Raw genomic sequence first — 19,845 nt, 5'->3', positions numbered from 1 at the left:
TTAGAAAATACCAAGGAGGAAATTTAATATGAGTACAGTAGCAAAAGGATCATCAACAGCCGCAGGAATTTTAGCAAATGGACAACCATTTGGTAGCTCTTTAGCTAATTCAGGAAAGGGTGAAATATTATTAGGAGGTGGAGAAGTATACATTATGCCAGTAGGTGATTTAACAGCTCTACCAGATGACTCTGAAATTGAGGTGGCAGAATATAATGTAGGATACTGCACAGGAGGATTTAAAATAACTTATAAACCAAAACAAACTAGTGTTTATAATCAATACAATCAATTAGTTAGAACATTTACAACACAAGAAGATTTTACAGCACAAACAGGTATATTAACATGGAATGTAGATAACATAGCTAGTTTAAGTAATGCAGAAATAATAGAAAGTAATTCTGAGAAAAGAGTTGTATTCACAGGAAGTGGAGACTTAGAGGTTGTAATATTAAGATTTGTTTACACAAAACCAGATGGAAATAAAATAAGATTTACAATGGTAGGTCAAGGTGGACAAGGATTCAGCATGGACTTTACAGATAAAGCAACATCTATAAATGCAGAAATAACAGGAATTCAGTACTTCAATAAATTCTTAGCTGAATTCAGAGAAGAAGTTTCTTCAACACCAGCAAATTAAAATATTTTTAAAGACACTATTTAAGAAATAGTGTCTTTTTTACTAAAAGAAAGAAGAGGTAATTAATATGAGTAATTCAATAAATTTAGATAATTTTTGTAAGGATTCAATTATAACAATAAAAAATGTGGCATATAACATTCCACCAATTTCATATAAGATAGCAATTAAGTTTGGAAAAATAAAAGAGAATAATTTAGAAGAAGTAATAGAGCTAATTACAGAATACTTAAATACAAATAGAGAAAATATAAAATTTACTGTTGAAGAAATAGAAGCAACATTATCAATGAAACAAATTGCAGAGCTTATGAAATTTATAGTTAATGGAGTAGCAGATATAGAAAAAAACTAAGAATCCCAATTCCAGAAGGTGAAATAGGTTCATTAATAATGAAGAAATATTTTGATGTGGAAGATTGGGAATTAGAAGAAAAGTATTCTGTAATAACTAGTAATATTAAAAGTATTAAGGATTATACTGGACTAAATTTTACAGAAATATCAGAACTACCATACTATTTATTTTGTGTATACAAACGTGATAGTTGGATATATTTATTAAAACAAAGCGAAGATGGTAGGAAATTCTTAAAAGAGTTAAGAGATCTAATGCAAGCTGATCCAGATTATGATGCTTTAAGAAAAGTTGTTAAGCAAGAGCAGGTGAATTAAGGTTAAAATTTATCTTAATATGATTAATAAACTATGCAAGGGGGAATGATATGGATTCAGCTATTTTAAAAATGATAATAAGCCAAGGTATATTTGCTATATTATTTTGTTACTTATTAATATATGTACTAAAACAAAATAGCATAAGAGAAGAAAATTATCAAAATATAATAGACAAGCTTACATCAACTTTACCTGTAATAAAAGAAGAGTTAGAAGAGATAAAAAACAAATTAGTTAATTTAAAGTGATTTAAATATTTAACAATTTTAATATTTAATTTAATACTATTTAATTATTTATTCGATTGCAGAGTTTAATAATATTATTATCATAAGAAAAATAAAGTAAAATTATTTAATTACAATATAAACAAGTAATATGGTAAATAATAGTCAACGTATCTTACTTTTAAAAATATTTCCTATATATAATAATGTTAATAAAAATATTAAATTATATAGGATTGGAGTTTAAGTTGGTGGATAATAAAGAAGTAAATCAAATAGATAAAACAATAGCGGAAATAAAGGAAAAAAATACAAGATTAGAATCTAATAAAATTAAAGATCAAGAAGAGATTTTACTAAATAAGATGCTTGATGAAGAAATAAAAAAAATAAATAATAAAATAAAAAATTCAAAACCTAAATGGATTTTAGAGAATTTTGATGAATTTGTATGTAAAAAATTTGATAATAATAAAGATAAGGTTATAATAGAAGTAAAAATTTTGAAGAGGAAAGATGCTTTTAAATTAGGTGCTTTATTAAAAAAGTTAAGAGGTAAAAACTTAGATAATACTAGTAAAATTAAAATAGTTTGGAGTGATAATTCTAATTATTGGTCATATAAGAATTACCTTGATGAGGATAAAGTTATAGAATTGTTAAAAGGGTGGGTATTTTATTATAATACTAAAATAAGATATGAAAAGATTAAGTTTAATCAAAGTGGATATAATAAAATTATCTATTTTATGGTAAATATAGCAGTTAAACTATTATATATTGTATTAATATTAGTAGTTTTATTAGGTATGATTAAAGTTTTTATAATTGTACAAGGACTTATGTCTTTGATTTAAAGTAGGTAATATAGTAGAAAGAGATTACAGAATAAGTAATTTCTTTTTTTATAGGAGGTGTAGAAATGAATGATGAGGTAGGAGTAGTTGATGAGATAATTAATGATATAAGTAGTAACATTGGTGATATACAATACCTTACGTATACTTTCCTTCCAACAATGTGTAATTATTTAAAAAATATTAATAATAATGTGGATGCTTTAGCGAATCAAATAGTAACGACTAATAAAGTAGAAGAGTGGTTGTTACATGCAGAAAGCAAAGATCCTTATGGAAGTATAATAACATCACTAAGTGAATTAGTAGCAGTTATAGGGGGAATATCTACAATCATTGCTGCTTCCGTGGGAGGAAAAAGATTCTTATCTAAGCTATTAGGTAAGGAAAGTGATGATGAAGATAATAAAAAAATAGAATGTCATTGTGAATGTCATTGTGATTGCTCTGGTGGAGGTAATCCTGGTGGTGAAGATGATGAAGATGATGAAGATAATGAGATTCCTAATGCTTCAAGTGGCGGAGGAGGTAAATTAAGCGAGACAATAGATGAAACTGTAAATTCTCTTGATTCAGCAATGTTAGCAACAAGGGAATTTGCTAATACTTTTGATGGTACTTTACTTAAGGTTTATCTTTATGCAAAAGGAGTGGCTCCTAAAATAGGTGAGACAATTAGTACTCCAATAATAAAAAGTTTATCATCAGTTGAAGTTGCATTAGCGAAATTTAATAAAGATTCAGAGGTTCAATTTAATAAATTTGCTATTAATGCAAATAGTCAAAATGGAAAAATATTAGAAGGATATGTTCTTTTAAATAAGAATATTCTTAATAATGCTACAAAGTTTAATAAAGAATTTATAAAGACTAATAATAGTTTTTATTCAAAATTAGATAAAGATCTAAAAACTCAGTCAGGTGGAGTTATAGCTATTATAAACAAAGGAAACAATGAAATATTACAAGGAAATAACCTTTTAAATAAAGGGATTCTTAATAATAATGTAAAATTCAATAAGGAACTTTTAAAGAATTATAATAGCTTTTATTCAAAGTTAGGTAAAGATTTAGAAGTACAATCAAATGGTATTGTAGCTATTATAGAAAAGGGAAATGGAAAAGTACTATCAGACAATAATATTTTAAATAAAGATTTATTTAATAATACTGCCAAGTCTAATAAAAATATTTTAGGTAATTATAATAGTTTTTATTCAGATTTAGAAAAAAGTACTAGTAAAGGATTAAGTGAAATACCTTTAATCTTTAAATCAATGGAAAATACTTTAGATTCAATAGTTTCCAAAGGTGGAAAAAACCTAAATTCAGCTAATTCAGGTGCATTAGATTTGTTTAATAGAAATACTAAATCTAAACTTAATGATATAATTTCTGATTGGAGAAGTAGAACTAAGACTATTTATGAAATTGCAAATGGACTTGGTAAGAATATAGTTAGAGAATCTTCAAGGTCTATGTCAACAACTTTAGGAACAATAAAAAGAGGATTAAATAGTATAAAGGCATCAATTAGTTCTAACGGAAGTGCTATAAATGGAATAGTTAATGATACTGGAAATAATTCAGTAAGAAGTGTTAATGGAAGTACAGGAAGTATTTCTAATCTTATTGGATCATTTAAAAATTCAGCATTAGGTATAATTGGAGGATTAGCAACTGGAATAACAGGTATTATATCATCAAATTCACCAAGCTGGGTTAGTAGCTTCTCTAGTGGGTTGAATTCTATATCAAATGATGTAGGATCATGGGTATCTGGAATAGAAAATACATTTGATAGAGTTTCAAGCTATATAGGTAGAGTTCTTAGTGGAATCACAGAAAGATCAGATGGAGCAAAAAATTTACTTAATGAAAAAACTATAGAGGCGAATATGCTAGGCTCAGGTGACCGTGATATTGGCATTGGTGATGCTCTGTTTGCAGTTGCTACTATTAATAATACACTAGAATCTACTTGGGATCATAGTAGATTAAGGAAAGGTTCTTCAGCAATATTTGGAGGAAGTAGCGATAAGGGAGTTAATGTGGTTATTAATAGTCCTAAAGCATTAAATCCATTTGAAGTTAGAAGACAGTTAGAACAAACAAGCCGTAATATGGCAAATGGTTTTTATTAGGAGGTGAGAGGTTTTGGAGGTTTTATTGAAAAATCTTAATACTAATGAATTTATAGAATTTGATAATATAAATTATATTTTAAATCAAATAGTTACAGATAACTGTGATACACAACATTCAACAAGTAAAACAATAAAACAAATTGGTGAATATATTACTTCTACTAATGTAAATAGTAGGAGTATTTCTATTATAGGATATATTTTTGCAAATTCTGATTTAGATATGGCTAGCAAGAGAGAAAAGTTGCTTAATATAACTAGCCCATTTAGTGAAGTTCAATTAGTAGTGAATAATAAATATCAAATAAAAGGGAAATGTGATGGATTAGTAAAATGGGCAATAGGATATGATAATAATAATAGTATGTTTGTAAAGTTTATGATAAATATTTTATGTCCAGGGACACTATGGCATAATTTAAATCCTACTGTCGTTACTTCAAATTCCTATATAGATGAATTTAAATTTAAACTATCTATCCCTGAAGAGCAAGGAATGATTTTTGCTGAAAGAGTAAATAATACAATAAGTAGTATTTATAATCAATGTAACGTCGAAGTCCCTATGATTATAACCTTAACAGCACTTAAGGAAATTAGTGGAATAAAAATAACTAATTTAACAACAGGTCAATTCTTTAGCATAGATATAAAAATGAAAGCAGAAGATACTTTGGTGATAAATTCAGAATTTGGTAATAAGTCTGTCCTTTTAAATGGAGAAAATGTAATAGGAACAGTTGATATATTAAATTCAACTTGGCTTATGTTAAATCCAGGTTTAAATGAATTTACTTATGAGTGTAATGAGGGGAATAAATATGGATTTGATGCTCAAATAGAGTATTATGAGTCATATTGGGGGATTGTACTATGATGTGTAATTTAAAAAACTTTTTTTTAACAGTATGGGATACGAACTTTAATGCATTAGGAATTGTAGATAATATAATATCATTACAATGGACTAAACAGTTAAATGAACCAGGAAACTTTACACTGTCAATTCCTCTTAATAGTAAAAATTTATCACTTTTTAAAATTGGAAATTTAGTAACAAAAAGTAGCTTATCAAAAGATGGAGATCTATTAGAACCTTTTGTTATAACTTATGTAAATTTATCAATAGATGATGAAGGAGTTCAAACTCTTCAAATACAAGGTGTAAGTTTACTTAATTGGTTTTCTCAAAGAATTATATCTAATATAGATAAAGATGTAGTAAGTGGAAAAGTATTTGATATTATTAAAGAAATTATATCAAAACAGTGTATAAATCCAGAAGATAGTAACAGAATAATACCTAATTTATCTATCTTAGAAAATGGAAGTTTATTAGAGGAAACAACATATACAATAACAAAATATTCTTCTCTTTTAGACAGTATATCATCAATATGTCAAGCTCATTATTATGGAATAGAAATATTGATGAATTTAAAACAAAAGAATTATATAGTAAATGTTTTTAAAGGTGAGGATAAATCCATAGGGATTTCAGACTCACCTATTATATTTAGTGAAAATTTAAATAATATACTTTCAAATAGTTATATAGAAAGTTCAGTTAATTATAAAAATACAGCATATGTTTATGGAACTATAGATAATAAAAACAATGCAAATGGAGAAAATAAAGAATCAATTATAGAATATCCCATAGATAGTAGCTTTGTGGGATTAAATAGATATGAAACATCAATAGATTGTTCTAATCCAGAGATAAATGGCAAAAAGATAACTTTAACAAATAGTAATTTTGGACAAATTTCAGAAGCTTTAGGATATGAGGTATTAAGTTTAAGTCAAGAAATTAAAAGTTTTTCCGGTAGCTTAAATATAAGATCTAATTTAACTTATGGAAGTGATTTTAAAGTTGGAGATATTGTTACCTGCTTGAATAAGGATTGGGATTTAAACATGAATAGTTTAATTGTTGCAGTAAGTGAAGAGTATTCAGTTAATGGCTTAAATATAGTTATAACTTTTGGGTACCCTTTACCATCTATAATTAAAAAAATAAATTCAGTATATATGAGGAGGCTATAAATATGGCAGAATTAAGTAGTTTTTTTAATGCTATAAAAGAAGAAAATGGAACTTACGATAGGGTATATGATGCTAGTGATTGGGCAGAATATTTTGCGAGTTTTATAGGAAATGGCGTATTTGCAAATCCAGCTAATAGTTTACAAGTACAAGCTGGTACAGGATTAAGTGTTATTGTGAATTCAGGAAAGGCATGGATTAATGGATATTATTATAATAATATTGAGCCTTTAACATTAACTTTAGCAGCATCAAATACATCTTATTCAAGAATAGATAGAGTAGTATGTGAACTAAACTTAAATACAAGAAATATAAAAACTTATATATTAACAGGAACTTTTAGTGCAAATCCAGTAGCACCAGCTATTGAAAATGGAAATAATGTATATCAGTTATCATTAGCTGAAATAAAGATAATGCCTAATGCTATTAATATATCACAAAGTTCAATATTAGATACTAGAGCAAATAATGAAGTATGTGGCTTTGTTGCTGGGGTCATAGATCAAATAGATACTACTGGATTATTTAATCAATTCACATCAGCTTTTGATAATTGGTTTGCATCTGTAAAGGCTGATTATAGTAATGCAGACCTTACCAAACTTTTATCAGAAATAAATTCTATAAAAAATAATTCAGGTAATTATTTAACTGCGAGTTCATCTCCGACAATAAGTGGACAATGGACTTTTTCTAATAATGTGAATATGACTAATAATAATGGCCAAATTACCTTTGAGAATAATGCTGGAAATGGTATTGAATTAGGAACTAATGGAAATACATTTTTTATGGCTAATATGAATACTGGAAACGATTTAATAGGTATGGTGCCATCAAATACTTCTGGAAGTATTGGTAGTGTAAATATTTATGGAGATGTAAGTATGAGCAATCCAGTGACTGTAAGTGATTATTTAGAATTTGCATTGAATTCTAGTACAAATCCTACAGCTGGGATTGAAATAAACAGTTCAAAAGAATTTATTATATATAATAATAATACTAACAATAGTATTTTAGGATTTACGCCAGTTACATCAGGGACAGATACATTAAATATATATGGAAACTTAGACATACAATCTAATGTAACTATGAACGATGAAGTAACTATAGATGGAGAACTTCTTGTAAATGATAATATAGAATTTGCATTAAATTCAAGTACAAATCCTACAGTTGGCATGGAGATAAATGGTTCAAATGAATTTGTTATATATAATACAAATACAAATAATAACCTTTTAGGATTTACACCAGTTACATCAGGTGAAGATACTCTTAATATTTATGGAAATGTAGTGACTGGATATATAAAATCAAATAATATTGATGTCGTTGATACTATATCAACAACAGCAATAGATATTAATGAATGTTTAAGAGTAAAAGGTCAAAATTTTATGAATACAGCAGTAAATCAAAGTGGAACTTCTTACACAACATCAGGAGAACCAATACAATATGTTGTAAATGGATGGTATTGTAGCCCGTATTTATTAACAGAAACAACAGCAACTGATTGTGGTTTCTTTGGAGTAATAGGTGTAAATCTTACTAATGAAAATGGAATAACAGTAACAGAAGATATTACTATTGATTTAAATGGATCTCCATTTGCTAATGCACACTTAAGGACAGCTATGGGGGTTAATGTTCCTTTTATTCAAGTACAAGCAACAACAACACCATTTTATATAAGTAAGATAAATGACTCATCAATTACTATAAGTATGGATAGTTCTAGTGAGTACTTAACCGAAACTTATGTTAGATTAATAATTACAAACTAATAGAAAGGAATATAATCAATATGAAAAATTTAGTTTTATACAATAGTAAATTAGAAATAAAATCATTATTAGCAGATTTTAATGGAGATTTAAGCGGTGGAGTATTTAATAATGAATTAAAGTATATAGAAGTAACTGATGAACTATTTAATAATTTAGTTAAGGAATTTAAAAAATTAATATTATTCAAAAGTAATCCAATAGAAGGGCAAGTATTAACAATAAAAGATTTTGTATTTAAAGAGAGACCAGCACAACCACCAAGACCATTAACTAAAGAACAAATGATTGGAAGAGTACTTTGTGAGTTACAATTACAATCGCAAATAAGTAATAATAAACAAACTGCATTAAGTAATTTAGTAGATAATATGGCTAGTGAAAATAAAAAATTAAAAGAGCAAAATAGCATTTTATTAAAGGAAATTCAAGCTCTTGGACAAGTTGTAACATCAATGGAATTAAAAAAATAATAAGAATTTATTTAGGAGGAAATAATTATGAATTTTGAAACATGGAAAGAATTTTATCAATGGGGAATGGCTACAAAAGAACAATTAGTAGAAGCAGTTAGTGAAGGGTTATTAACTTCAGAACAATATAAAGAAATTGTAGGAGAACCTTTAGTAACTAATACTGAAGCATTTAGAAAGTTTTTTTAAGTAGTAAATAAAAAGATTAAAGGAGCTATTGTAAATTTACAATAGCTCTTAATTTATTAGGAGGAAAATATATGAATAGAATAATTTGTACTAAATTATTAAAAGAGAAAAATGGGAAAATAGATATTAAATCAATATTAAATTTAATACCTAATGATATAGAAATTTTTCTTTTTAAAAATAATTATGGGATTTGGCTTCAAACTGTACCATTAAATGAAGAATTATATGATGCTTGTAAGAAGTTATTAGGTGATTTAGTTTATGAGAATGAAAATGGTGAAAATAATAGAAGTAATATATCTGACAGATTTGGATATATAATAAGTGAAATTGGTTTGAATGTAAGAAAAAATGATAGTGTATATTCTGATATTATATCAGTTTTAGATTTTGGTCAAAGATTTAAAATTATTGATGAAGTAGGAGAATGGTATAAAATTTCATCTCCTGAAATTGGATATATAAGTAAACAATATACAAATATTGAAACAAAAGAAATAAATCAAGTATCAAATGAGTTAATTAAGTTTACAGCTTCTTGGGAAGGTTTTTCATCAGTACCTTATAAAGATGCAGGAGGAAATTGGACAGTTGGCTTTGGGGATTGTACATATAATACTAAACCTGCACCAGTAACATTAGAAGAAGCTATGAGTGACTTGGAAAATACATTAAATTCTTTAGCAAAAGAGGTATTTTTAATAACTAAAGATTTAAATTTAACACAGTATCAATTTGATAGTCTTGTTGACTTTTCATATAATTTAGGGATAAATGCGTTAAAGAGAAGTGATTTATTACAAAATATTATTGAGTGTTTAGATAATAATATAATAATTAATGATTTTACAGCGTGGAGTTATTGTGATGGAAAAAAATTATGGGGTTTAGAAAGACGAAGATTAGCAGAAGCTAATATGTTTTTATATAGGAAATATATAAATAATTAATAGATTGGAGGTAAATTGAAATTATGGATTTTTATTTGACAATTTTATTAATAACTTTTATTATTTTTATTTGTATAATTTTCTTAATATATAATTTAAGTGCTACAGCTAAAAATATTCCATCCTTAAAATATATAGATAAAAAATTTGAAGAAATATTGAGTATAAGTGATAATATATCTAAAAAAGTAGATCCAAGTAGTGATGTATCTAAAATATTAGATGTGATAACTACAACAATAAATATTCTTAAAAATGATAATATTAATGAAGAAAATTTTGTTAATAGAAAGTATGACGTGATTGTAGCAATACTTGAAGCTATGGATATAGTAGTAGATAATAATGTTGCAAAAATTATAATAAATAAAATTGAGAAAGATATAAAAATAACTAGAGCGAATGGATAATGCATCCATGAAAAATATGTAAAATGAAAAATAAGCTATATTCATGAGTTTATCATGGATATAGCTTATTTTTATTTATAGTAATTTAAAGGAAGGTGGATATATTATGAAAAATGATACAATCAGAGGATTAATTAAATTAATAAGAAATAATGATTATTATAGTTTTCAAAAATTATTATCAAAGTATAGGGATATATTAAAGGGATATTCTTTTTTTATTCCTGCAAGTGATAGCTATGAAGAATTAGAATCTTATTTTTGTGAATTAATTTTAAAATTAAATTTAGATAATTTTGAAAATGATAAAGCAATAAGATCTTATATTAATATTTCACTAAAAAGATTTATGTGGAGAAGAAGTAATTATTATGTTAAAAACAATATATTTAAGGAATTACAGAAAAATAACTTACAAGTAGAAACAATTGATGAAAATTTGATGTTTTATGATATTATAAGAAATTTAGATGAGAAAAGTAAAAAGCTCATTACATTAAGATACAAAAGTGATATGACTTATAAAAAAATTTCGAATTTATATGGAGAATCACCACAAAATATAAAAAAAAAGTTAAAAAAATAGAGAAAATAATATTAAAAAATATAGAAATAAAGAAATAAAGTTAATACCTAAATATTATTAAAGAAAGTCCCAATAATACAGGATACTTAGTAAAAGTAGAAATTAAAAATAAATGATTAAAAAAGTATAGTATCAAATTTAGGATTAATAGAATAGTTTATATTAGATTATGCTTTTTTAAGACATAGAGGTTATGTATTGTCAGAAAAAGTCGAACGAAATTTATTGAGTTATTTATTACTATATTATATATTATAATTAACAATTAAAAATAATAATTAATAAGGGGTTTGATTTTATGGTATCACGAAGAGAGTTGAAATCAAGGGCAAAGATTCAACTTAATAATAATTTATGGGTATGTATAGGAGTAACTTTATTTTTTATTTTATTATCTGGATTAGAAAGTTTTCTAAATATAAAATATCCTGATACTGCAGTTTATACAGGTTATAATATTTTTATTATACTTACCAGTGGAGCATTCTCAATTGGATTATGTAGATTTTTAATTAATGTAGCTAATAAATATAATCCTAAGTTTACAAATTTATTTTCAGGATTTAATATTTATTTAAAAACTTTAGGTTTATATATTTTAATATCACTTTTAACAGTTATAGGAATGGTATTATTAATAATTCCAGGTATTATAATAGCTTATGGTTTATCTATGGCACCATATATTTTGGCTGATGATAATAATAAAGGAGTAATAGAAGTTTTAAAAGAAAGTTGGGCAATGATGAAAGGTCATAAGTTTGAGTACTTTGTATTGGATATTAGTTTTGTATTATGGTATTTATTAGGAATTATAACCTTTGGATTAGCTTATATATGGATTATACCTTATGTAAATTTAACACAAGCAAATTATTATTTAGAGTTAAAAAATAATTATAAAAAAGAAATATTAGAATAATATATAGGGCTTAAAAAAAGGGATGTATCTGTAATTTTGATACATCCCCTTGTTATTTATATTAATTATTTAGTGTAGTTATCGAAGTATCCTTTGATATATATCATAGGAGTTCCTTTATCTCCACTTCCAGATGTTAAATCAGATAAAGAACCGATTAAATCTGTAAGTCTTCTTGGAGTAGTTCCTTGAGCTTCCATAGCTCCAACAAGGTCATCCTCTTTGTTTTTGATATATTCAGAGATTGCATTTTGAAGCTCTTCTCCTCTTAAATCAGCGAAGTTATTATCAGCTAAGTATTTAAGCTTAACTTCGTTTGGAGTACCATCAAGACCTTTAGTGTATCCAGGTGAAACAACTGGGTCAGCAAGTTCCCATATCTTTCCTACTGGATCTTTAAATGCTCCATCTCCATAAACCATTACTTCAACAGTTTTTCCTGTTTTCTCTTTTATTGAAGCTTGAATTCTTTCAACTAAAGCTTGTGAATCTCTTGGGAAAAGTTTAACACTTTCTTCAGTTGATTTGTTTGAACCTAATAGACCGTAATCTGCATTGTATCCGCTACCATCTATTGATTTTGATAATATATCATCAAGGCTGTAGATTTTTTCTCCGCCATTGTTCTTTAATATTTTTTTAGTTCTGAATCTTGTATGTATATCACAAGTAAGAACATTCTTAGTATAGTCTAAGATTGTTTTGGGATTGTTTGAGAAGATAACTTCACATTCAACACCATACTCTTCGATTAATGATTTGTAGTAATCTACATAATCAATTCCTGTGAATCTATGTTTTTTGTAACCAAAATGCTTACGGAAGTCAGCTTCAGTTAAAACATCACTCCAAGGATTTATTCCTTTTTCATCTAATTCTTCTATATCAACTAAGTGGTTACCAACTTCATCAGATGGATAGCTAAGCATTAAAACTATTTTTTTAGCTCCTTTTGCAATACCACGAAGACAGATAGCAAATCTGTTACGGCTTAATATTGGGAAAATAACACCTATAGTATCATCACCGAATTTTTCATTAATATCCTTAGCTATATTGTCTATTGTTGCATAGTTACCTTGAGCACGAGCAACGATAGATTCAGTGATAGTTAAGATATCTCTATCTTCAATTTTAAACCCTTCAACTTCAGCGGCTCTTAAAAGAGTGCTAGTTGCGATTTCGTCAATTTTATCTCCTTCATTTATAATAGGACAACGTAATCCTCTAACAACAGTTCCAACTACTCTTTCCACTATAATCTCTCCTTAAAATTCAAATAATAATTACATATATACTTTAATACAAATATATGGTATAAGTAAAATAAATAGATTATATATTAGATATAAGGAGGACTTATATGATAGGAAAACTGGACCTCTATAAGGTTTTTTATGAAGTGGGTAAGGAAAAAAGTTTTTCAAAGGCTGCTAAATCTTTATATATGACACAACCAGCAGTAAGTCAATCTATAATGCAATTAGAGCAAGAAATAGATACTAAGCTTTTTATTAGAACACCAAGGGGAGCTGAATTAACAAAGGAAGGTGCAATTTTATATGAATATATTTTTTCTGCCATGAATTTAATAAATACGGGAGAAGAAAAAATATATGAGGCAAGAAATTTAATAATGGGAGAATTAAAAATAGGTGTAGGAGATACTATATCTAGATATTTTCTTTTAAAGTACTTGGAAAAGTTTAATAAGTTATATCCAAATATAAAATTAAAGATAATTAATAGCACCACTTTGCAACTTTGTAATATATTAAAATCAGGGAAATTAGATATAGCTATTTGTAACTTTCCTATTGATGATAATGATTTAGTGATGAAAGAAACTATGGAAATAGAAGATATCTTTGTTTGTGGTGATAAATATAAAGAAAACTTTAAGGAAAAAATAGATTTTAGTGATTTGATGGATTATCCTTTAATTTTATTAGAAAGAGAGTCAAATTCAAGAAGATATGTTGAAAAACATATATTGTCTAAGGGAATAAAAATAACAGCAGAAATAGAGTTAGGTTCCCATGACTTATTACTAGAGTTTGCAAAAATTAACCTAGGAATAGCTTGTGTTATAAAGGAATTTTCACAGGACTACTTAAAAACAGGTCTATTACATGAGATAGAAACTAAAGAAAAAATCCCAAAAAGAAGTATTGGTTATTGCTATTTAAAGAATCTTTCATTATCTCCAGCAGCAAAAAAATTTATTGAAGTTTTAGAGGAAGAATAGGGTTATAAGGGAGAATACTAAACTTAAAATAAGTTTAAGTTAATAAATAATTGATTTTAAAGAATAATTTTTATTGCCCTAATAAAGTTGAAATTATATAATTTATATATAACCTATGGAAATAAAATACTTAATATGATAGGGGGCTTTTTTATGGAAAACAAAATAAGAATAGGGATAGTTGGTTATGGAAACTTAGGTAGAGGTGTTCTTAAATCTGTAGCTCAAAATCCAGATATGTCTGTTGAAGCAATATTCACAAGAAGAAATAACGTAGAAGTTGAAGGCTTTGGACCTGCAACAAATATTTCTGAAATTGAGAAGTTCAAAGATAAAATTGATGTAATGATACTTTGTGGTGGTTCTGCAACAGATTTACCAAAACAAGGACCAGAAATTTCTAAGTATTTTAATACTGTTGATAGCTTTGATACTCATGCAAAAATACCAGAATACTTCGAAGCTGTTGATAAATCAGCAAAAGAATCAGGAAAGCTTTCAATAATATCAGTAGGCTGGGATCCAGGTTTATTCTCATTAAACAGAGTATATGCTGAATCAATACTTCCAGAAGGAAAGACTTATACTTTCTGGGGCAAAGGCGTTAGCCAAGGACATTCAGATGCTATAAGAAGAGTTGAAGGTGTTAAAAATGGTGTTCAATACACAGTTCCAAAAGAAGAAGCTTTAGAAAAAGTAAGAACAGGTGCAAATCCAGAGTTAACTACAAGAGAAAAACACTTAAGAGTTTGTTATGTAGTTTTAGATGAAGGAGCAGATAAAGAAAAAGTTGCTAATGAAATAAAAACTATGCCAAACTACTTTGATGAATATGATACAGTTGTGAATTTCATATCAGAAGAAGAATTCAACAAAGAGCATAGAGCAATGCCTCATGGTGGATTTGTAATTAGATCAGGAAAAACAGGAGCAGGAAACAACGAAAAAATAGAGTTTTCTCTTCAATTAGATAGTAATCCAGAATTTACATCATCTGTTTTAACAGCTTATGCAAGAGCTATTTATAGAATGGCTAAAGAAGGAAGAAAAGGTGCTATTACTGTATTTGATGTAGCTCCATCATACCTTTCAACTAAAAGTGCAAGTGAATTAAGAAAAGAATTACTTTAAGATTTAACTTTATTCCTAATGATACTAAATAGAGTTAAATAATATTTAAATAAAAGCTAAATTGATTAAACTATCATAGTTATTAAAGGGTAGTTTTAAATCAATTTAGCTTTTTTAGTTACACTATTCAAAAAGTTTTTTTATTTCATCTAATTTTTCAAGTCCTAGTTTATATCCTTCTTCATAGGAATATTGAAGTCTTGAAACATTTTTTTCAAAACTCTCTACAACTTGTTCCTCTGTAGGTCTAAGAATAATTGCCTTACCTTGTCTTTCAAGTTCTTCACAGAAAGCAACTGTTTCATTATAAAGTTCATGTCTGTTAAGAAATCCACCAACAAGATTAGGATATCTTCTTTTCATGACTCTAGATGCCCAAACATTTTTTTTCTTTAAATCAAGTTTGAAACCTTTTGGTCTAGTAAGAAGTATTAAATGTTTTTCATTACCATCAGCTATGGCTTTTCTTATAGGAATAGGGTCACAAATTCCACCATCAAAGTACTTTTGACCATTAACTACAATTGGTGGGAAGAATATAGGAATAGCACAGGTTGCTCTTAACATTTGACACTTGTCATCTAAGTCTTTTCCATCAAGGTATTCAGTTTTTCCTGTATCTGCATTGGTGACACCAACAAGAACCTTACCCTCATATTCTCTATAAGTCTTCATATCAAATAAGTTTATTTTATTTGGAACTTCATCAAATATAAAATCAAGTCCAAATAAGCTTTTGCACTTAAAATAGTTTCTCCATCCTAAATATCTGTGGTCGTTTCTGTATTGCTCTAAGATAGTTAGGTTTCTTCTTTTTTGTTTAGATATGTATGAGACACCATTAGTAATTCCTGCTGAGACACCAATACAATATGGGAACATTACATCATTGTCCATTAGAGCATCTAATATTCCAGCTGAAAAAATTGGTCTAAAGGTTCCTCCTTCTAATATTAAGCTTGGCACGTTACATCATCCTTTAACTTTAGTTTAGTAAATTATTATCTAAAAGTGAGAATTTTATTCAAAAATAACAGGAAATATTAAAAAAAATTCTTAACAAATTACCTGCCAAAATTCAATGAACTTTTTTAGATACATGAATATTTTAACATAACTTAATAATTGTTTTAAATTTCATTAATTATATTTAAAAGTGTTTAAGCAAGGCAATATATAAGGAACAACTTGATTTTAATTAAACATAAAAGGAAAAAATGTTAACAAAATCAAGTGAGAGTTAGTAAAAAGTTTACTATTTATAAATATATAGTACAAAAAAAGGAGTTAATATAATAATAACATCATAAAGAAAAACGGGGAATTTTGACAAAAATCAAGGGGGAGTATGAATGTCTTACAAATTTTTAATGGATATAGCCCTAATTTTATTAAGTACTAAATTATTCGGAATTATATCAAAGAAGTTTAATATGCCACAGGTTGTTGGTGCTTTAGTGGCCGGAATAGTTTTAGGACCATCAATGCTTAACTTAATTCAAGAAACAGGTTTTATCCATGATTTATCAGCTTTGGGTGTTATAGTATTAATGTTTGCAGCTGGTTTAGAAACAGATATAAAAGAATTAAAGAAAACTGGGGTTGCATCTATAATTATAGCTATTTTAGGTGTTGCTATACCTCTGGCTGGAGGGTTTATAGTTGCAAATGCTTTCCATGTGGGAGTAGGAAATAATAAACTTTTACAATATATATTTATAGGTGTTATTTTAACAGCTACATCAGTTAGTATTACAGTTGAAACTTTAAAGGAATTAGGAAAATTAAGTACTAAAGCAGGAAACACAATATTAGGAGCAGCTCTTATTGATGATATATTAGGGATTATAGCCTTAACATTAATAACTAGTTTAGCTGATCCAACAGTTAAAATAAGCATGGTTTTAATTAAGATATTAGCTTTCTTTGTTTTAGCGGGAGGATTTGGATATGTATGTCACAAATTATTTGAAAAATGGGTGTGTAGAACTCCAAATGATAGAAGACGTTATGTTTTAGCTGCTTTTGTAATTTGCTTAGTTTTAGCATATGTTGCAGAAGAATTCTTTGGGGTTGCAGATATAACAGGGGCTTTTATAGCAGGTCTTATAGTATCTAATACAGTAAAAACAGAGTATATCAATGAGAGGTTTGAAACATTATCATATATGCTTTTATCACCTGTTTTCTTTGCAAGTATAGGTTTAAAAGTTTCATTTGCTTCTATGAATGGGTCACTTTGGTTATTTACTATAGTAATAACTATCGTAGCAATTTTAACTAAGATAATTGGTTGTGGAATAGGAGCTAAACTATGTAAGTATACCAATAAAGAATCATTACAAATAGGTTCAGGAATGGTGTCTAGAGGAGAAGTAGCTTTAATAGTAGCAAGTAAAGGTATTGCAGTTGGATTAATGACAAATTCATTACTTCCACCATTAGTTATATGTGTTGTAATAACAACAGTAATAACACCAGTATTATTAAAAGTTGCTTTTGCAGAAAGAAAAGAAAAAGAAGGTAATGAAAGTTTTGCTTAGAAAAAAGCTTAAGTTAATATATTTATAAAAAGTAGAGGATGTATCAAATTATAGATACATCCTTTCTATTTCTCTGCCTTTTATCTAGATATATAGGTTCATCATTGGTGGTCACTCACCTACGTAAAGAAGCTCTAATATTTTTTTACAACAGTTTATAAAATTTCCAAACTCACTTTGTTCAAACAATGGAATTTTTTTACGAAACTATTGTTCAAAAATAAAGAGCTTCTAATACTAGTTCAATGGTCACAGCATTTTGTACCTATATAGCTATCTCGGCAGATAAAAATAATATAAATTAAGGTGCTGAGTTGATACAGTACCTATTTTTTTGATACTTTTAAATTTAAGTAATTCTAAGCAATGATAAGTATATAACAAATATTTGATGTAAAATAATGGTAAATGGATTGTGGTGAGTATATTAATGATATTTTGAACTTTGAGGAAGAAATATTATAGATATATAATTACATCTATAGGAGAATAAGAAGGGGGGAATTTAGGTGTTAACACATAAATTTTTATTTGATATAGCTATAATACTATTAAGTACAAAGCTATTAGGACTTGTAACAAAGAGAGTTCATTTACCTCAAGTTGTAGGAGCTTTAGTAGCGGGAATTGTTTTAGGACCAGCAATGCTAGATGTTTTGCATGAAACTGATTTTTTACAACAATTATCTTCTTTAGGTGTTATAGTTCTTATGTTTACAGCAGGTCTTGAAACAGATATAAAAGAATTAAAAAAGACTGGAGTAGCATCATTTATTATAGCTTTAATGGGGGTAATTGTACCTTTAATAGGTGGTTTTTTATTAGCTATGTTATTTAATAAAGGTTCATCAACTGAAGTAATACTTCAAAACATATTTATTGGGGTAATTTTAACAGCAACATCAGTAAGTATAACAGTGGAAACTCTAAAGGAATTAGGTAAGCTTACTACAAAGGCTGGAAATACAATTTTAGGTGCAGCGTTAATAGATGATATTTTAGGAATTATAGCATTAACTTTAATTACTAGTTGTGCAGATTCATCTATAAGCATAGGAATTGTAATTCTTAAAATAGTATTATTTTTCATTTTTGCTGCTGTATTAGGAATCTTATTACATTATTTATTTGGCAAGTGGGTAAAAAGATATGATGAAGATAGAAGAAGGTTTGTAATAATATCTTTTGTAATATGTTTATTACTTTCTTTTATAGCTGAAGAGTTTTTTGGAGTTGCTGATATAACAGGAGCTTTTATAGCAGGATTAATAATATCAAATACAGAAAAAACAGGTTATATTAATTCAAGGTTTGAGACTCTATCTTATATAATGTTATCACCTATATTTTTTGCTAGTGTGGGAGTTAAGGTGGAACTTGGAAGTATGACAACAGAAATGATAATATTCACTTTAATATTAATAGTGGTAGCTATAGTAACCAAGATAATAGGATGTGGGTTAGGAGCTAAACTTTGTAAATATAACAATAAGGAAGCTTTACAAATAGGTGTAGGAATGATTTCAAGAGGTGAAGTAGCATTAATAGTAGCAAGTAAAGGGATTGCAATTGGGTTAATGTTAGATAAATTTTTAGCACCTGTAGTTTTGGTAGTTGTTGTAACCACAGTTATAACACCTATATTATTAAAATTAATTTTCAAGGAACAGAAAATAAGAACAAATTAAAAATAAAATTTTAACAAAATCAAAAAAGTTAAAAAATTTTTTTTATAAAAATTTCTTTATTTAAAGGATAAATTGTTATTAAAAGTAGTGTTTTAGTGATGGTTTAATTTTAGTAAAGAAATTTTTTTAAATAATGAAAAGAAACCTTAAAACCAAAGTATGAATATTAAATAAAATAGTTTAATTGTAAACTATTTTTTGTTAATATAAAAGATGGATAATTACTTCTTTTAAGGCAAAAACTAAATAAAAAGTAGAAGTTACATAATAAAAATGATTAGATGTTTTTCTTTGAA

At 26.9% G+C, this 19,845-nt stretch carries 21 protein-coding genes; 19 read left to right on the top strand and 2 right to left on the bottom strand.

Annotation, left to right across the window (positions count from 1 at the left end; translation table 11 throughout):
* Window positions 1–28: 28 nt before the first annotated feature.
* The 15 genes from ARA19_RS15940 (at window position 29) to ARA19_RS15875 (ending at window position 11,939) form a co-directional block, all read left to right on the top strand.
* On the top strand, window positions 29–646 hold the full coding sequence (locus ARA19_RS15940; protein WP_242862433.1) for a hypothetical protein: 618 nt from the start codon (window positions 29–31) through the stop codon (window positions 644–646).
* A gap of 67 nt (window positions 647–713) precedes the next feature.
* Window positions 714–1,001: a hypothetical protein gene (locus ARA19_RS15935; protein WP_055071914.1), complete on the top strand. Its 288-nt coding sequence runs from the start codon at window positions 714–716 to the stop codon at window positions 999–1,001.
* A 38-nt stretch (window positions 1,002–1,039) separates the two neighbouring features.
* The gene (locus ARA19_RS15930; RefSeq protein ID WP_242862432.1) at window positions 1,040–1,321 is read left to right on the top strand and encodes a hypothetical protein; all 282 of its coding nucleotides are present in this window, start codon (window positions 1,040–1,042) and stop codon (window positions 1,319–1,321) included.
* A 50-nt stretch (window positions 1,322–1,371) separates the two neighbouring features.
* Window positions 1,372–1,572: a BhlA/UviB family holin-like peptide gene (locus tag ARA19_RS15925; protein ID WP_055071912.1), complete on the top strand. Its 201-nt coding sequence runs from the start codon at window positions 1,372–1,374 to the stop codon at window positions 1,570–1,572.
* 230 nt (window positions 1,573–1,802) lie between these two features.
* Window positions 1,803–2,408, top strand: a complete 606-nt coding sequence (locus tag ARA19_RS15920) for a hypothetical protein (protein WP_055071911.1) — start codon at window positions 1,803–1,805, stop codon at window positions 2,406–2,408.
* 65 nt (window positions 2,409–2,473) lie between these two features.
* Complete coding sequence (locus tag ARA19_RS15915) at window positions 2,474–4,552, top strand: hypothetical protein (RefSeq protein WP_055071910.1); 2,079 nt, start codon at window positions 2,474–2,476, stop codon at window positions 4,550–4,552.
* Between the two features lie 13 nt (window positions 4,553–4,565).
* Complete coding sequence (locus ARA19_RS15910; RefSeq protein ID WP_055071909.1) at window positions 4,566–5,432, top strand: phage distal tail protein; 867 nt, start codon at window positions 4,566–4,568, stop codon at window positions 5,430–5,432.
* A complete protein-coding gene (locus ARA19_RS15905) occupies window positions 5,429–6,604 on the top strand; it encodes a siphovirus ReqiPepy6 Gp37-like family protein (protein WP_055071908.1) in 1,176 nt (391 codons plus the stop codon). Before ARA19_RS15910 ends, ARA19_RS15905 begins: the two co-directional genes overlap by 4 nt.
* A gap of 2 nt (window positions 6,605–6,606) precedes the next feature.
* Window positions 6,607–8,406 carry a hypothetical protein gene (locus ARA19_RS15900; RefSeq protein ID WP_055071907.1) on the top strand — a complete coding sequence of 600 codons (1,800 nt, stop codon included), beginning with the start codon at window positions 6,607–6,609 and terminating at the stop codon, window positions 8,404–8,406.
* Between the two features lie 20 nt (window positions 8,407–8,426).
* Window positions 8,427–8,879, top strand: coding sequence for a hypothetical protein (locus tag ARA19_RS15895; protein WP_055071906.1), 453 nt, complete (start codon window positions 8,427–8,429; stop codon window positions 8,877–8,879).
* A 27-nt stretch (window positions 8,880–8,906) separates the two neighbouring features.
* Complete coding sequence (locus ARA19_RS17225) at window positions 8,907–9,068, top strand: XkdX family protein (protein ID WP_084764535.1); 162 nt, start codon at window positions 8,907–8,909, stop codon at window positions 9,066–9,068.
* Window positions 9,069–9,139: 71 nt separating this feature from the next.
* Window positions 9,140–10,021, top strand: a complete 882-nt coding sequence (locus ARA19_RS15890; RefSeq protein WP_055071905.1) for a glycoside hydrolase family protein — start codon at window positions 9,140–9,142, stop codon at window positions 10,019–10,021.
* 23 nt (window positions 10,022–10,044) lie between these two features.
* Window positions 10,045–10,431, top strand: a complete 387-nt coding sequence (locus ARA19_RS15885) for a hypothetical protein (RefSeq protein WP_055071904.1) — start codon at window positions 10,045–10,047, stop codon at window positions 10,429–10,431.
* A gap of 106 nt (window positions 10,432–10,537) precedes the next feature.
* Window positions 10,538–11,017, top strand: coding sequence for a sigma-70 family RNA polymerase sigma factor (locus tag ARA19_RS15880; RefSeq protein ID WP_055071903.1), 480 nt, complete (start codon window positions 10,538–10,540; stop codon window positions 11,015–11,017).
* Between the two features lie 298 nt (window positions 11,018–11,315).
* The gene (locus ARA19_RS15875; protein WP_055071902.1) at window positions 11,316–11,939 is read left to right on the top strand and encodes a DUF975 family protein; all 624 of its coding nucleotides are present in this window, start codon (window positions 11,316–11,318) and stop codon (window positions 11,937–11,939) included.
* Window positions 11,940–12,004: 65 nt separating this feature from the next.
* On the opposite strand, the gene ARA19_RS15870 is transcribed toward ARA19_RS15875, so the two are convergent.
* Window positions 12,005–13,195: a coenzyme F420-0:L-glutamate ligase gene (locus tag ARA19_RS15870; RefSeq protein WP_055071901.1), complete on the bottom strand. Its 1,191-nt coding sequence runs from the start codon at window positions 13,193–13,195 to the stop codon at window positions 12,005–12,007.
* 107 nt (window positions 13,196–13,302) lie between these two features.
* Between ARA19_RS15870 and ARA19_RS15865 the strand changes: the two genes are divergently transcribed.
* Both ARA19_RS15865 and ARA19_RS15860 read left to right on the top strand, forming a co-directional pair.
* Window positions 13,303–14,187, top strand: coding sequence for a LysR family transcriptional regulator (locus ARA19_RS15865; RefSeq protein ID WP_055071900.1), 885 nt, complete (start codon window positions 13,303–13,305; stop codon window positions 14,185–14,187).
* Window positions 14,188–14,340: 153 nt separating this feature from the next.
* Window positions 14,341–15,318 carry a diaminopimelate dehydrogenase gene (locus tag ARA19_RS15860; protein ID WP_055071899.1) on the top strand — a complete coding sequence of 326 codons (978 nt, stop codon included), beginning with the start codon at window positions 14,341–14,343 and terminating at the stop codon, window positions 15,316–15,318.
* A gap of 123 nt (window positions 15,319–15,441) precedes the next feature.
* Here the strand turns inward: ARA19_RS15860 and ARA19_RS15855 are convergent, their stop codons facing one another.
* Window positions 15,442–16,284 carry a patatin-like phospholipase family protein gene (locus ARA19_RS15855; protein WP_055071898.1) on the bottom strand — a complete coding sequence of 281 codons (843 nt, stop codon included), beginning with the start codon at window positions 16,282–16,284 and terminating at the stop codon, window positions 15,442–15,444.
* A 386-nt stretch (window positions 16,285–16,670) separates the two neighbouring features.
* On the opposite strand from ARA19_RS15855, the gene ARA19_RS15850 reads away from it, so the two are divergent.
* Window positions 16,671–17,861 carry a cation:proton antiporter gene (locus ARA19_RS15850; protein WP_055071897.1) on the top strand — a complete coding sequence of 397 codons (1,191 nt, stop codon included), beginning with the start codon at window positions 16,671–16,673 and terminating at the stop codon, window positions 17,859–17,861.
* Window positions 17,862–18,370: 509 nt separating this feature from the next.
* The gene (locus tag ARA19_RS15845) at window positions 18,371–19,549 is read left to right on the top strand and encodes a cation:proton antiporter (protein ID WP_055071896.1); all 1,179 of its coding nucleotides are present in this window, start codon (window positions 18,371–18,373) and stop codon (window positions 19,547–19,549) included.
* Window positions 19,550–19,845 lie beyond the last annotated feature (296 nt).

The organism is Clostridium massiliamazoniense (assembly GCF_001403635.1).
Classification (GTDB): Bacteria; Bacillota; Clostridia; order Clostridiales; family Clostridiaceae; genus Sarcina; species Sarcina massiliamazoniense.
This window is presented reverse-complemented; position numbering and strand designations above follow the sequence as displayed.